This is a genomic window from Pseudocolwellia antarctica, assembly GCF_049933045.1.
Classification (GTDB): Bacteria; Pseudomonadota; Gammaproteobacteria; order Enterobacterales; family Alteromonadaceae; genus Pseudocolwellia.
Window position 1 is genome coordinate 1,149,866 of sequence record NZ_CP187926.1, and the last position, 14,216, is coordinate 1,164,081.

At 37.8% G+C, this 14,216-nt stretch carries 15 protein-coding genes; 5 read left to right on the forward strand and 10 right to left on the reverse strand.

Going from position 1 to position 14,216, the window contains the following annotated elements:
* The first annotated feature begins 27 nt into the window (after positions 1-27).
* The 5 genes from ACPUVN_RS05030 to ACPUVN_RS05050 all read left to right on the forward strand — a co-directional run bounded on the left by ACPUVN_RS05030 (position 28) and on the right by ACPUVN_RS05050 (position 2,064).
* Positions 28-321, forward strand: coding sequence for a hypothetical protein (locus ACPUVN_RS05030; RefSeq protein WP_426357718.1), 294 nt, complete (start codon positions 28-30; stop codon positions 319-321).
* A gap of 127 nt (positions 322-448) precedes the next feature.
* On the forward strand, positions 449-646 hold the full coding sequence (locus ACPUVN_RS05035; RefSeq protein WP_426357717.1) for a CPXCG motif-containing cysteine-rich protein: 198 nt from the start codon (positions 449-451) through the stop codon (positions 644-646).
* A gap of 24 nt (positions 647-670) precedes the next feature.
* The gene (locus tag ACPUVN_RS05040) at positions 671-889 is read left to right on the forward strand and encodes a hypothetical protein (RefSeq protein WP_426370103.1); all 219 of its coding nucleotides are present in this window, start codon (positions 671-673) and stop codon (positions 887-889) included.
* Between the two features lie 495 nt (positions 890-1,384).
* Complete coding sequence (locus ACPUVN_RS05045) at positions 1,385-1,582, forward strand: hypothetical protein (RefSeq protein ID WP_426357715.1); 198 nt, start codon at positions 1,385-1,387, stop codon at positions 1,580-1,582.
* Between the two features lie 50 nt (positions 1,583-1,632).
* Positions 1,633-2,064, forward strand: a complete 432-nt coding sequence (locus ACPUVN_RS05050) for a hypothetical protein (protein WP_426370104.1) — start codon at positions 1,633-1,635, stop codon at positions 2,062-2,064.
* Between the two features lie 480 nt (positions 2,065-2,544).
* On the opposite strand, the gene ACPUVN_RS05055 is transcribed toward ACPUVN_RS05050, so the two are convergent.
* The 10 genes from ACPUVN_RS05055 to ACPUVN_RS05100 all read right to left on the reverse strand — a co-directional run bounded on the left by ACPUVN_RS05055 (position 2,545) and on the right by ACPUVN_RS05100 (position 13,987).
* The gene (locus ACPUVN_RS05055) at positions 2,545-2,898 is read right to left on the reverse strand and encodes a DUF4870 family protein (RefSeq protein ID WP_426357713.1); all 354 of its coding nucleotides are present in this window, start codon (positions 2,896-2,898) and stop codon (positions 2,545-2,547) included.
* 26 nt (positions 2,899-2,924) lie between these two features.
* Positions 2,925-3,314 carry a hypothetical protein gene (locus tag ACPUVN_RS05060; protein WP_426357712.1) on the reverse strand — a complete coding sequence of 130 codons (390 nt, stop codon included), beginning with the start codon at positions 3,312-3,314 and terminating at the stop codon, positions 2,925-2,927.
* Between the two features lie 367 nt (positions 3,315-3,681).
* Positions 3,682-4,650 (reverse strand): D-2-hydroxyacid dehydrogenase, encoded by a 969-nt coding sequence (locus ACPUVN_RS05065; RefSeq protein WP_426370105.1) that lies wholly within the window; start codon positions 4,648-4,650, stop codon positions 3,682-3,684.
* Positions 4,651-4,653: 3 nt separating this feature from the next.
* On the reverse strand, positions 4,654-5,973 hold the full coding sequence (locus ACPUVN_RS05070; RefSeq protein ID WP_426357709.1) for a glycoside-pentoside-hexuronide (GPH):cation symporter: 1,320 nt from the start codon (positions 5,971-5,973) through the stop codon (positions 4,654-4,656).
* 81 nt (positions 5,974-6,054) lie between these two features.
* Entirely contained in the window at positions 6,055-6,594 is a 540-nt protein-coding gene (locus ACPUVN_RS05075) for a cupin domain-containing protein (RefSeq protein WP_426357708.1), read from the reverse strand.
* Complete coding sequence (locus ACPUVN_RS05080) at positions 6,594-7,529, reverse strand: SMP-30/gluconolactonase/LRE family protein (protein ID WP_426370106.1); 936 nt, start codon at positions 7,527-7,529, stop codon at positions 6,594-6,596. Before ACPUVN_RS05080 ends, ACPUVN_RS05075 begins: the two co-directional genes overlap by 1 nt.
* 63 nt (positions 7,530-7,592) lie before the next feature.
* Positions 7,593-9,185, reverse strand: coding sequence for an aldehyde dehydrogenase (NADP(+)) (locus tag ACPUVN_RS05085; RefSeq protein WP_426370107.1), 1,593 nt, complete (start codon positions 9,183-9,185; stop codon positions 7,593-7,595).
* A 28-nt stretch (positions 9,186-9,213) separates the two neighbouring features.
* Positions 9,214-10,401 (reverse strand): fumarylacetoacetate hydrolase family protein, encoded by a 1,188-nt coding sequence (locus ACPUVN_RS05090; protein WP_426357705.1) that lies wholly within the window; start codon positions 10,399-10,401, stop codon positions 9,214-9,216.
* 138 nt (positions 10,402-10,539) lie between these two features.
* Positions 10,540-12,318, reverse strand: a complete 1,779-nt coding sequence (locus ACPUVN_RS05095; RefSeq protein ID WP_426370108.1) for an IlvD/Edd family dehydratase — start codon at positions 12,316-12,318, stop codon at positions 10,540-10,542.
* A 25-nt stretch (positions 12,319-12,343) separates the two neighbouring features.
* Positions 12,344-13,987, reverse strand: a complete 1,644-nt coding sequence (locus ACPUVN_RS05100; protein WP_426357703.1) for a glycoside hydrolase family 43 protein — start codon at positions 13,985-13,987, stop codon at positions 12,344-12,346.
* Positions 13,988-14,216 lie beyond the last annotated feature (229 nt).

Here is a 14,216-nt window from a genome sequence, read left to right on the forward strand (position 1 = left end):
CATTATATATTCAAAAAGGTTATCGGTATGAAACTAGTTGTATCATTAGCAGCAGTAATATTATTAACGTCATGTAGTGATATTGACGTAGAAGAGTTAGCATTTCGAAAGGTATTGGAATACGAATTAATTGACCTATGCGGTGAAGACCTAAAATGTATAGAAGGTGTTGAGAATCAAATAAAACAATGTATGGTTTCAAGTGATTGGCGTAAGTTCTTAAATAATCAAGAAAGTGAACAAGAGCTAAAGATTTTTACTGATAAATTCTATTCTTGTATTGTGGATTCAGAGGGTAATCCGTACTTTGAAATTCCTTAAACTTAATAAGACGCTCAGCAAAGGACAAATTAATTTTATTTGTTCACTACATTCATAACTTTAGTTAACTATTATTAGCCGTTGTTTGAGGCTTTGTGTATATAAATCAGCATAGGAGTTGTAGAGCTTGAATCAATTATCCGAGAAATCCATTGGCTGTCCTTACTGTGGTGAAAACATTAGAGTGTTGCTTGATCCATCCGATTCGGACCAACAGTATATTGAAGATTGCCAAGTATGTTGTAAACCCATAAACTTCATCGTTTCTGAAAGCATGGATGGCGAACTATCCGTTAATGTTTACAGTGACGATGATACGTTTTAATAAATACACAAGTAAGGTGTTTATATGAAGCTTAAAAACTCCTTAAAGGCGTTAATTAAGTTTACTTTACTTGATGATTTAGTTGGTTTTATATATTGGGTGTTAGCGTTATACGGATTGTTTTTAATTTCGAATAATATTTCAGGTCCAATATATTTAATATTATCTTTAGTGATTTATATCGTGATTATCGCAATGTTATATATTTTATTTCTGAAAAAACTTAAACGTTACTTCGTGTAAAGTAAATAGTTGCTTCAATAAAGAACTCAAACTATTTATTAAACGAACAAAAAATATGGTTGTGTTCGTTTCTAACTGATTTTCTCATAACTTTAACTCATTCTTTGAGTATTACATTTATCTTTAGCAATGGAGTTGCTTTGAAAGTTAATTTTTATGTTAAACCGTTAAAAACTATTGCCAGTAATACATTTGAAACTAATGCTTGAGAACTTGTGGTCGCTTTTATTAGCGCTGTATTTGCTTATGTTAGTTATAAGGGCTCTTTTGGTTTGGTGTTCTTTCCAATGTTAGCTGTTTCTATATTGTGTATAGTTAGTGTTTTGGTAACGCTCTTTTATAGTATTATCGAAATTATTAACGATGTGCCTGATGAAAAGTAAATGGCGTAAGGAAAGTATCATTATTTAAACCGCAGGCTGTTTATTTCTCCTCTCTTAGTAATCAACAACTTCTTGTCTCTTCATGGGGCGTTAACTATCATTTAAGGACTTTATGTCTCACAGCAATAAAATCATTATGCTTGGCACCACAGGCGCAGTGGGAAATCACACGGCTTTAGTTTTATCTAAAATGCCATCAGTTACTCAACTCACTTTACTTGGTAGAAGACCCGCTGATAATGTTGTTGGTGCTTGTGTTTCTCAATATGAAGTTGATATTTTTTCACCAGGATCATACGAACATTTTTAAATGGACATGACACGGCAATTTGTACATTAGGTGTTGGTCAGCCATCAAAAATGGGTAAAGAAGAATTCATTAAAATAGATGAAGATGCAGTTTTAGATTTTACAACGGCATGTAAAAAAGCCGGAGTTAGTCATTTTGAGCTATTAAGTTCAGTTGCTGTGAGTGCTACATCATCATCTTTATATTTACGCACTAAAGGCGAGCTTGAAGAGGGCTTAAAAGATCTTTGCTTTGAGCGGTTGAGCTTGTTTCACCCTTCAATGATCATGACTCCTACAAACCGTTATGGTTTATCGCAAGCGCTTACTCTTAAAGTTATGCCATGGCTTGATCCCATTCTTATAGGATCTTTCAATAAGTATAAGAGTATCTCTGCCGAGACGTTGGGAACCGCTATTGCAATGAATGCAATACAAAATAATGATGCTGTTGGTGTACTTACACTGCATTGGAGTGACTTTATAAAGTTATCTAAGAGATAATATTTGGATTGCTCAGTCTTAACATGATGTTATGTTTTTGAATAAGGTATTATGAATGGAATTGTTAGATATCTTTTGGGTAAATCTATTTTTAATAGCCTTACCTATAATTGTTATTAGTGTTGGTGTTTTTAAATCATTTACTACTAAAGCGATTTTTAAGACGGGAATGATTACATCTATCATATCAAGTGTATTTATATGTTTAATTAATGAAAGTCATCCTCATGTTCCTTTGTTATCAATATTGATTTTAATACCAATAAGCATTTTTATTATTTCTTGTGTAATCGTTTTTATAAGATTTTTATATCGAACTATTAAAACATAACTCGTCGATTAATCTGTCAGTTACAGCTAGCTTTTCTCGTTAATCACAATCAAAGCTAGCTGCTCGTTTATAATGCAGTTAGTATTAGGTTTGTAAACTATTTAAAGTAATGTACTAAAAATTAAACCCTAACATTCACTCATTCGTTATTAAAACATCCAACGTTCTGGATCTTCAACCGCTCTATTAGCATCAAGTGCTTTCATACCTTTTACTGAGCGAATAATTAACCAAACGACCCAAAATAAAAGAACAAACCAGCCAACGATAATTAGCGACAATATAGAACCTAGTACTAAATAAAGTGCGCCAATCCAAAATGTTCTTATCTGAAACTGATAATGAGTTTTTAACCATTCAGGGGCACCGTCTTTATTGATGTAAGCCATAACTACACCAATGATACCTGTTATACCAAAGAACAGTCCTACCAAATAAAGTATATATACCATTTTGGCTGAATTCGTATTGGTTGGTTCATTTTCTATTATTTCATCGTTCATGTTTTCTCCTTTGGGTTATCAACTTTTTACTGAACTTTGCCTTTATAGCTTTCTAGTTTACTTACGTCGTCAATTTTAATTGCAGTACCACCAACAAAAGGGGCAGCCCAAGAAAATGCAGCAACTGTTCTGCCGCCCTGAACGTTTATAACGGCATTTGCGCCAACTTTTCTCGCTTCTTCAGCAAGCATTGGATATAGCGATTCTACTTTTGCATAGCCTTGGCGATCGTTTGCCTTAACATGCCCAATAACGGTATAACCTACGCTTTCTGGAACTGTAGCTGTGGTCATGTAGATAGAACCTGTAACTTGTTTACCGGTTTCTACATAAGGAACTGATGAGGATGCAACTGATGCACACCCTGATAAAAACAAGCTAACTAGGGCTGCACACGAGATCAATTTTACGTTCATAAATACTATCCTTTTTATTTAATGATTATTTTGAATGTCATATTAAACTGCATTCATTGCTGAATTTTATATGACTAAAGGTATATTAAGCTGCCTAAGGTATTACTGGCAATAAGAAAAATTTATTTATGGGAAATACTCATCAAGTGTAAGCGGTAAAGTTATCGGCTTATTTCCCTTTATGCTTTTATTAGAGCAAAGAGAATAATAGTTTTTTATGTTTATTTTACTTTTATTTAGGCTCAAAGATGTTGGTGAGAGGAGTTTTCGTGAGAGTATTTTAATTGATAAAGGTTAACGATAGACCGTTTTTCAGTCAATACATCGCTAACCTTATTTAAGTGGTTAAGCTATTAAAGTGTATAAATTAATAACCAGACTTTTTATCCACTATATTCCGTAATTCAGCACCTTCTTGGTACAAGCGTAAGTTGTCTAACGCTACATCTCTCCAGGTTTTCATTACATCGTTGTAGGTACCACCCACATGAGGCGTAATTAATAGGTTCGGTGTTGTCCAAAGCGCTGATTCTTTGTTGAGCGGTTCTTCAATGGTTACATCGATTCCTGCGCCGTTTAGCTTTCCGGTTTCCAGAGCATTGATCAAGGCTGTTTCGTCAACTGCGTTTCCACGACCAATATTAAAGAAGAAGCTAGGAGAGGGTAATGTATTAAAAAACGCTTCGTTAAAAAGATCAGAAGTTTCATCTGTTTTGGGTAAGGAAGTTACAACAATATTGGCTTCTTTCGCCGCTATATTAAGTTCATCAACGCTATACAATTTACTTACGTGTTCGACACTTTTGGTTATGTTTTTGCGTACGCCGATAATCTTTACTCCAAAGGGCACTAAGCGTTTAATAATAGCTAAACCAACAGAACCAATACCTACCACTAATACTGTTTTACCTTTAAGTTGAAACAGGTTTTCACACTTGGTTAAGCTGGTTGGCTGCCATTGATTTTTACTTTGGCTATTAACAAACTGAGGAATATTGCGTGTAACCGATAACATAAGCGCCATTAAGTGATCAGCCACAACATCGTGATGATCGTCTGAACAATTGGTTAAAACAAACGGAGCTTTAATTAAATAAGGGTGTTCACTAAGCCATTCTACGCCGGTTCCAAATTGTTGAAACCATATTAACTTAGGTAGAGAATATAAATGTTCTCTTGGAAAGTCGCCTAAAACAATATCTATTTCTGCTGCACTTTTTAACACGAGATCGATATCTGTTGTAATAAGCACATCTCGATTACCTGCATATTCGTGTAATTTGAAGTTGGCAGCTATGTCCATCAGTGAAGAGTCTATCCACATTAATAATTTCATAGGTTATACAGTCTCATTGTTTTTCATTGTTAGTGACCATTTATAATCTAGCTTATAGAAATGCAGTAATCCATAAGCGACTAATGCACCAATTGCTGGGCTTGCTGCAAAAATAATAATAATACCATCGAGTGATGATTGTGTTTGTTCAACATTGGCTTGGTAACCATAACCAGCAAGCATCCAACCCGTTAGTGCTCCACCTATAGCTATACCAAATTTTAAGCTAAGTAAGTGACCAGAAACACTCATTGCCATAGGTCCGTTACCTGTGTTTTTGATACTGTAATCAACGGTGTCGGGTACAGAAGAAAAAAGTAATGGAATAAATATCATGTGGAAAAACTGGGTAACTAAGGTAATTGATAGCGCTAAGTACACTTTATCTGCAGGAACAAAGTAAAGCATAGTGCTCGTTATTGCGATGCCCATGCAGGCTATTTTCATCAGTTTAACTTTACAAACATAACGTATTGCCCAGTTAGACATAAATGCCCCTAATATCCCTCCAAACATGCTGGCGGTAATAAATAAGCTGACGAGTTCTTCGTGCTTTAAATAATACGTTACGTAATACGCCATAACACCACCGCGCATAGCAACAGTAATAAGTACCACAAAAGTAACTAACGCTAGTACACGCCATTGATCATTTTTTAGAACAGCAAATATATCGGTTTTAATAGGTACGTTGGTTACTACTTCTTGAGCTCGCTCTTTGGTAAAAGCGAAACAAGCAATAAAACACGCCATGGCAACTAACGATAATACCGTCATCGCGAGTGAGAAACCGAGTTGTTCATCTCCTTGACCAAAGTAAGCGACTAAAGGCAGCGTGAGCATGGCAACGATAAGCCCACCAGCTTTAGCCATAGCAAAACGCCAAGCTTGAACTGAGGCTCTTTCTTGAATATCTGTTGTTAGTATTCCGCCTAATGCTGAGTAAGGAATGTTCACAGCTGTATAAGCTAGCATCATTAAAGAATAGGTGATGTAAGCGTATATGAGTTTGTTAGCATGTGTTGTATCAGGTGTTATGAAAGCAACAATTGTGAGTAAGGTAAAAGGAATTGCCATCCATAATAAATATGGGCGATAACGACCCCAACGCGATTTAGTTCTATCTGCCAGTGCTCCCATTAAAGGGTCAGTAATTGCATCGAACGCGCGTACAACTAACATTAATGTGCCGGCTTCTGCTGCGGTAATACCAAATACATCGGTATAGAAAAACATCATAAAGGCGATAACAACTTGGAACACTATATTGCTGCCGGTATCCCCGAGTCCGTAGGCTATTTTTTCTTTGATGGTTAACTTCATTTCTTTTCCTATTTATTACTTTTTATTTTTATAATGTATGTACGTTATGTTTTAGGTAGAGATTTAGATGTGGCTTTGATGTTATTTTTTATCTGTTGTTGATGACGCTATTGGAGGTTTTATTTCCACACCTTTACTGCTTGCCCTAGTAATAAAAAACTTCATAGGTACTTTGCCGGTATTAAATATGCCATGTACATCCCAAGGTGCTACATACAATACATCGCCTTTTTTAGCGGGAGTTTTAACGCCATTTAACGTCCATTCTCCAGAGCCTTCTACTATGTATAAATACTCTTCTTCAGCATGTTGATGAGGTGGATGAATTTCGTTATTTGCTTCTATAACGGCTAAGCCGACAATGGTGTCTTTAGTACCTATAGTTTCCCCATAAAAATAGGTATGAAAAACACTCGCTTCGTAAGGTGTCTTATGTGTATTTTCGAAGCTGACTATGCCTGATTGAATGTTCTTATTTGTAGCTGTTGAACGTTGAATTTCTCCTGTTTTTACAGGATCATTTAATGATGAACACGCAGAAATCAAAGTAACAGTTAATGTTAAATACAATGCTTTTATTGGTGTGTTAAGCAAGTTAGATAATGGTGTTTTAATATTCATTATTTATCTCCTTTGTTATTGTATGAGTTAGGGCGTAAGTTCTGACCTGAATCCAGGTATAGGTTTTCAGCTTTACCTTGGGTATTGGTTTTATATGAAAATAAACAGCCAGCTAAAGGCTGATTTGTTCGGTCTTCATCAGATAGATATTCAGATGCTGTGGTGATGTATAAAGTATCTAAATTTTCGCCGCCAAAAATACATTTAGTCACTTGTGCGACGGGTAGTTTGATGTGTTGCAGTAAGGTGCCATCTGGCGAGTATTGATTAACTCCCCAACCGCCCCAAAGTGCTACCCAAAGGTTTTCGTCTTTGTCTAAACACATACCATCAGGGTAAGTACCTTCTTTATCGAAATGTATGAAGGTTGAACGACTGATTAGATTGCCATTCTTATCCAGTTGACAGCGATATACTTTTTGACGGATTAATGTATCTGTGTGATATATAACACTTCCATCACTGGTAAAACATGGACCGTTGGTGCAGTGGTAGTTTTCATCTTGTAAGCTAGAACTTCCCGCTTCATCAAAACGATATAGTGCGCCAAGGGCATTATGCATAGGATCATCGGTATGCATGGTGCCTGACCAATATTTACCATGAGTATCAACAGCACCATCGTTAAAGCGAATGGCTGTGTAATCTATGTTTGGCGCGCTTATTTTTGTATGTGAATCGTTAATAATGTCTAACGCGTAAAAACCATCGTAGAGAGTGCCAACTAATGTATTGTTAGCTGTAAAACCTATACTGGTAATGTTTTGTTTTACAGGCCAGCAATCGGTTGTACCTTTTTCATTTAACAAAGGTTTATATCGGTAAACTTTATTACCTAAAATATCACTCCAATAAATGGCTTGTTCTGCAACAGACCAAATAACAGCTTCGCCAATACGACAATGGCTTTGATGGACTAATTCGACGTTAGACATACTTTTCCTTAACTTCTTATTTCACTTAACTTTTATTTACTAATGTTGTGTTTAATCTTTGCTTTAGATTGATTGCGATGAAAACTCACCATTCACACGACGTACAATCTTGTACGGATTAACGTTTTGTAGTTCTGCAGGTAAAAGTTGTTCCGGCGTGTTTTGATAAGCAACAACACGAGTAAATCGGTGTATTGCATCGATACCTACACTGGTTGTTGAGGCATTAGAAGAAGCCGGGTATGGGCCACCATGTTGCTGCGAGCCACAAACTTCTACACCGGTAGGGAAACCATTGAAAATTATACGGCCAACCTTTTGCTCAAGAAGCGTTACCAGTTGTTTTACTAAGTAGGTATCTTTATCCGTTGCGTGAATGGTTGCGGTTAAGTTTCCTTCGAAAGCTGAGGCTATTTGTGCAAATTGTGCATCATCGTCACATTCAACCACTAAGGTTGCAGGACCAAATACTTCATGTTGAAGTTGTGTGTTTTGTAAAAAGGCTTGAGCACTCGTTTTTAAAACTACATTTGGCGGCTGTAATGCATTATTGATTGACGACTCTAGGTTTTCTTGTGCTTGATTAACCCATTCAACTTCACCTGTTGCTATAAGCTGTTCAATACCTTTTAAAAATGCCTGTCCGATACCTGCATTTAGCATGGTACCTTTAGCGTTAGCACTCATGCTTTCTGCTAAGGTGTTTACAAAACTGTCGTTCATTTGAATAACAATGACACCAGGGGATGTACAAAATTGTCCAGTTCCCATACAAACAGAATCAGCAAGGGCTTTAGCCAATGACTCGCCTGATTGAGCAAGTACGTTATTTGTAAAAAACATAGGATTAACGCTACCCATTTCTGCAAACACAGGAATAGGTTTAGCTCGTTTAGCTGCGGCATCCATTATTGCTCGACCACCACTTAAAGAGCCTGTAAAACCTACGGCTTCAGTTAACGGATGACAAACAAGCTGAACAGATAAAGGGATGGTGTTACCTTGTAATAAAGAGAAAACACCTTGTGGAAGTTCACAACGTGAAATGGCTTTACCAATAGCATAAGCAAAAAGCTCATTGGTTGCTGGATGCGAAGGATGACCTTTAACTACCACAGGATTACCAGCAGCAAGCGCCGATATGGTGTCGCCACCTAATGTACCGAAAGCAAAAGGGAAGTTAGACGCACCAAACACAGCAACTGGGCCTATAGGCTTAAGTATTTTACGTAAGTCTGGCTTAGGTAAAGGGGCACGTTCAGGCTCAGCTGTATCAATACTTGCTTGTACCCAGCTAGCATTTTTTACTATTTCTGCGAAAGCTTTAATTTGTCCTGTGGTACGGCCTCGCTCGCCTGTTAATCTAGGTAAGCCTAGTCCTGTTTCTTGGTTACAAACCTCAAGTAGTTGATCACCTAAAGCTTCAATTTCTTCTGCTATAGCGATTAGAAAGTTAGCGTGATCTGCCGGTGAAAGTTGACTAAATGCAGGGAAAGCTTGTTGAGCTGCTTTCATGGCTGAATTCACGTCACTTTCTAAACAGTTTTTATGTTCAGCAAGGAGTTCTTGTGTTGCTGGATTTTGTGCTTGAAAAGCTTCTCCTGTTGGAGAAATCCAATTGCCGGCGATAGACGAGTTTTGTGTGAGCTTGTACATAAGTTGGATATTCCTAAATTAGGTTCAGTTAAATAAGGTTACGTTGAGCAAGGTTTTTAATCAGCGAGCTAATACCAAATTCCCACGGTGGAATTTGATCAGAAAAATGCACATTGTTTTGTAGAGAGCCAAGTTTGCTTGCAGATATAACAACACAGTCGTTAATTTTGTGTGTAAAGCCCATGTTGGGTTCATCACGATCTTGAGTTGGGGTGAATAAGGTGCCAGTGAATAAAGCAAACCCGTCAGGGTATTGATGAGATTTTGAATAAGTTTGTGCGACAAGATCCTCCACATCACGACTAATTTGTGTCATGTCGTTTGTGGCTTCAAGTACGTAGCCGTCTTCACCTTTTACAGTCAGGGTTACTTGTGTTGACTTAACATCTTCAAGGCTAAAAGTTTCATCAAACAAACGAATGAAAGGTCCAATAGAGCATGATGCATTATTGTCTTTTGCTTTACCTAAAAGTAGGGCGCTTCTGCCTTCAACGTCACGTAAGTTAACATCGTTACCTAAGGTAGCACCGACAATTTGTCCCTGATTGTTTACTGCAAGTACAACTTCTGGCTCTGGATTATTCCAGCTTGAAATAGGGTGTAATCCTACTTGTGCACCAAGCCCTACGGAAGAAAGTGATTGAGATTTAGTAAATACTTCAGCATATGGACCAATACCTACTTCTAGATATTGAGACCACATGTTTTCTTTGATTAATACTTCTTTTAGCTCTAGCGCTTCAGGCGAGCCCGGTATTAGGTTTTCAATGCTTGAACCTATGGTTTCGTCTATTTTAGAACGAATTTTTTTAGCGACTAGCGGATCACCGCCGGCTTTTTCTTCAATCACTCTTTCAATCATTGAACAAACAAAAGTAACGCCGCAAGCTTTTATTGCTTGTAAATCGAATGGCGCTAACAGGTGTAAATAGTCTGTATTACAAGGGTGGTTAATTGAGTTTGCTATTAGTGTTTCAACACTGCCAATAATAGGAAAGCCACCAGATAATAGTTGTTGTTTAGTAACACCGTTATTGAGTAAGTCAGAACACGTTGGTGCTAATGAAGAAAGATCATAAACATTCGAGTCGTTTATCCAAACAGGTGAAGGCCCCGCAACTGTTTTAGTATTTTCACTAGCGTTTTGTGGAACCCAAGCTCGTCCGATTAAGGTGCCAGCATATTGGTCTGATGGTAAATAGTCATTTAATTGCATATTAATTATCTTCTATGTGTTCTGAGTTAAATGTTTAATGATTAACATTACTTAGCCAAACCAGTGCTTTAAAGCACCCGTTTAATTTTTAGGACAACACCTAAATTTTGGCTGAGTAGTCGTTAAAACTTTTGCGTTTTAATGATTGTGTCTTGGAAGCTTTTTAGAGATCCCCTGATACTTAGTGGCGAGTTCAATAACGGCTCCTTGTGATAAATCTCCCACGGTATCGCGGTAAATTTCTTGCCAAGGTGTTTGTGATTTAGGAGGCGCAAGTGGCGTTGTGGATTTGCGACTTTCAAATACACCTTCGGGTAGCAATACGTTACAAGTTCCTTTGTTCATATCTATCCGCAGCATATCGCCTGTTTGTAAATAGGCTAAGCCACCGCCAACAGAGCTTTCTGGTGAAACATGTAAAATAGAAGGGCTGTCTGATGTACCTGACTGACGTCCGTCACCTAAAGTTGGTAAGCTCGTAATACCTTGTTTAATTAAATAATCAGGTGGCTGCATGTTGACAACTTCTGCCGAACCAGGCCAACCAATAGGACCTGCGCCGCGTATAACAAGTATGCAACTTGCATCTATATTAAGTTGTGGGTCATTAATACGTTGATGATAATCTTCAGAATCTTCAAAAATTATCGCACGTGCATCAAATACACCTTCGTTACCTTTTTCTGAAAGAAATCGTTGACTAAATTCAGGTGATATAACGCTAGTTTTCATGATGGCGAAGTCGAAAAAGTTACCTGAGAACACAGCAAAACCAGCGTCTTTTAGCATAGGTTCAGCAAATGGCTTTATAACTTCTCTGTCAGTTTTTGGTAAATTTAATAAGTTATCAGCTAAGGTTTTACCTGTAACCGTGAGTACATCGCCGTTTATTTCCTTGGCATTTAACAATTCCCACATGATGGCAGGAACACCACCTGCTCTATGAAAACGCTCACCTAAGTATTCACCTGCGGGTTGAACATTGGCAAGTAAGGGAATTGGGCGTGCAAGTTCATTCCAATCTTCAGCGGTTATTTCAACTCCAGCATGTCGTGCCATTGCCATAAGGTGTGGTTGTGCATTGGTCGAGCCGCCAATCGCTGAAATAACTTTCATGGAATTAATAAAGGTTTCGCGGGTTAGTACTTTAGAAGGAGTTAGATCTTCGTAAGCCATTTCAACAATACGAACGCCAGTACGATAGGCCATTTGACCTCTTTCTTTATAAGGTGCTGGTATTGCGGCACAACCGGTTAAAGACATACCTAAAGCTTCAGCTACTGAGTTCATGGTTAATGCGGTACCCATGGTATTACAGTGACCTGCTGATGGAGCTGAATCCATAGCGATGTTGAGAAATTCGGTCTCATCAATTTCACCAGCGGCTAAGCGTTTTCTTGAACGCCAAATTACAGTGCCTGAGCCCACTAATTCACCGTCATGCCAGCCATCAAGCATTGGTCCGCCTGATAAGACGATAGCTGGAATATCTACTGTTGAAGCTGCCATTAAACTTGAAGGTGTTGTTTTATCACAACCTGTTGTTAGGACAACGGCATCAATTGGGTAGCCAAATAATATTTCTACCAAACCTAAATAAGCTAAGTTTCGATCAAGAGCAGCTGTAGGACGTCGGCAGTTTTCAAATATTGGATGCGCTGGAAATTCTATTGGAATTCCACCTGCAGCGCGTACGCCATCTTTTACTCGTTTTGTTAATTCAAGATGAATACGATTACACGGCGCTAGATCACTACCTGATTGAGCGATACCAATTATAGGTTTGCCTGAACGTAGCTCTTCTGGCGTTATACCGTAATTCATAAAACGCTCTAAATATAAAGCGGTTAGATCGATATGCTCTTTGTTATCAAACCAATCTTGCGAACGGAAACGGTGGTTTTTATTTAATTTCATTATAAGGTTTCTTATGTAGATTAATTTAAAGATGAGGGACATATTCAAAATGATGGAAGTCTGCAAAGACACCTTCACCACTTTGATCTGAACAATGTAAACAGACAAACGCGCCAGTAAAAAAACCTTTACCTTTTATGTAGTCGTCTGAAAGTTTCCAAGCATCAAATACAATTTCTATCCCTTGCCAAGTCACATCATCGAATGAATATTCGAACATTAATGAACTACCGCATACAGCCACCTTTAATGATATATAGGTAACAGAGTCGGGAATCATTATAGGTTTATCGTAAAAGTAGTAAGTCGCTTCGCCTTTATCGACTTGAATAATTCGCAGGCATCGAGTACCAAGGTTTTCATCTAACTCAACGAAGCAGTAGACCCAGTTTTTAGTATTGTAATAACAAGCTATACCTGCATTTTGTTGTTCATTGTTGGGTGAGAATGACACTTTGGTTTTAGCGTCGAAGTCAAAATGTTTCCATCTATAGCCAACGGTTGATTGGGGAAACTGAGAAATTAAAGGCTCTTGCCCGAACAGTCTTAAATGAGATTGTGTATTTGTTAGCGCTCCCATTTCTGAGCAAAAAGGAACCCGTAAAGTTTGCCATTCTGGATTTAGTGTATTGCTATCAAAATTATCAATAAAAACTTCTGATAATGATTGAGTTTCAATTGTTGAAGTATTTGTTAAAAGAGAAGAAAAGCTGGGCGCTTCAACCTGTAACTTAGTTTGAGAACCACCAACAACATAAGGCCAACCATCTCGCCATTCTATTTTGTCGATTGCGGTTTCTCTGCCGAGCGGGCAGTAACCGGATATTTTGTTATTTTCAATGTTAATGGTGTCAGGAAGAGGGCGACCCACAAGAAAAACCATATACCATTCGTTGGAATGGGTTTTGATCATTGACCCATGTCCTGCTTTTTGTAGAGGGGCTTCAGGGTTATCAATGGTAGTTAAAATAGTCTCATCTGGGTGTAACTCAAATGGACCAAAGACACTTTTACTGCGTAATACTGTTACAGCATGGTCATAAAGGGTTCCGCCTTCAGCAACCAATAAATAATAGAAGTCATCAACTTTATATAAATGTGGAGCTTCAGTTAACTTACGTTCTGTTCCGCCAAATATTACTTTACGGTCGGTCGATAAACGCTGTTCATCATGAAAGTATTCTTGGATGATAATGTTGTTATGTGGATTACTGTGGTGTCTAGGTCCCCATTGTCTGTAAGTCATAAACTTTCTGCCGGACTCATCATGGAAAAGTGAAGGGTCGAAACCGCCAAACTTTAACTTGATTGGTTCGCTCCACGGACCTTCAATATTTTCGGCCGTAACAAGGAAGTTATCGCCAGATTTCCAAGGACTATCAACACTCTTAACATTGGAATAAACTAGCCAAAACAGACCATCGTTGTATGTTAGACAAGGTGCCCAAACACCACCAGAATCCGGAATACCATTCATATCTAATTGGCTAACGCGGTTTAAAGGTTGCGCGACTAAGCTCCAGTTTTTGAAATCAGTGCTATGAAAAATACGAACACCCGGAAACCATTCAAACGTTGAGGTAGCAATATAATAATCTTCGCCTTTATTACAGATAACAGGATCTGGGTGAAAGCCTTTTAATATTGGATTATTGATCATTTCCATCATGTACGTCTCAAGTTAGTCAGTTTATTTAGCTTAAAATGTTCCCGGTAACATTGCAAGCAAGTTGTTGATAAAAAATAATCAGAAAACATAAGTAAAACATAAGGAACTTGTTTTTATATATAGTTGGATTTATATTTAACTAGCGAAGCGTAAATCTCGGGGGCTTGCCCCCGTGCTGGATAGTGTATACTGGGGGGACCCCAGTAAATGCTATTCTTCATATGGAACT

Excerpts from the sequence above, each read along its gene's own strand:
- ACPUVN_RS05090 (WP_426357705.1), bottom strand. The coding sequence starts at position 10,401 with ATGCAATTAAATGACTATTTACCATCAGACCAATATGCTGGCACCTTA.
- ACPUVN_RS05080 (WP_426370106.1), bottom strand. The coding sequence starts at position 7,529 with ATGTCTAACGTCGAATTAGTCCATCAAAGCCATTGTCGTATTGGCGAA.
- ACPUVN_RS05075 (WP_426357708.1), bottom strand. The coding sequence starts at position 6,594 with ATGAATATTAAAACACCATTATCTAACTTGCTTAACACACCAATAAAA.
- ACPUVN_RS05060 (WP_426357712.1), bottom strand. The coding sequence starts at position 3,314 with ATGAACGTAAAATTGATCTCGTGTGCAGCCCTAGTTAGCTTGTTTTTA.
- ACPUVN_RS05095 (WP_426370108.1), bottom strand. The coding sequence starts at position 12,318 with ATGAAATTAAATAAAAACCACCGTTTCCGTTCGCAAGATTGGTTTGAT.
- ACPUVN_RS05085 (WP_426370107.1), bottom strand. The coding sequence starts at position 9,185 with ATGTACAAGCTCACACAAAACTCGTCTATCGCCGGCAATTGGATTTCT.
- ACPUVN_RS05050 (WP_426370104.1), top strand. The coding sequence starts at position 1,633 with ATGGGTAAAGAAGAATTCATTAAAATAGATGAAGATGCAGTTTTAGAT.
- ACPUVN_RS05030 (WP_426357718.1), top strand. The coding sequence starts at position 28 with ATGAAACTAGTTGTATCATTAGCAGCAGTAATATTATTAACGTCATGT.
- ACPUVN_RS05045 (WP_426357715.1), top strand. The coding sequence starts at position 1,385 with ATGTCTCACAGCAATAAAATCATTATGCTTGGCACCACAGGCGCAGTG.
- ACPUVN_RS05040 (WP_426370103.1), top strand. The coding sequence starts at position 671 with ATGAAGCTTAAAAACTCCTTAAAGGCGTTAATTAAGTTTACTTTACTT.
- ACPUVN_RS05100 (WP_426357703.1), bottom strand. The coding sequence starts at position 13,987 with ATGATGGAAATGATCAATAATCCAATATTAAAAGGCTTTCACCCAGAT.
- ACPUVN_RS05065 (WP_426370105.1), bottom strand. The coding sequence starts at position 4,650 with ATGAAATTATTAATGTGGATAGACTCTTCACTGATGGACATAGCTGCC.
- ACPUVN_RS05055 (WP_426357713.1), bottom strand. The coding sequence starts at position 2,898 with ATGAACGATGAAATAATAGAAAATGAACCAACCAATACGAATTCAGCC.
- ACPUVN_RS05070 (WP_426357709.1), bottom strand. The coding sequence starts at position 5,973 with ATGAAGTTAACCATCAAAGAAAAAATAGCCTACGGACTCGGGGATACC.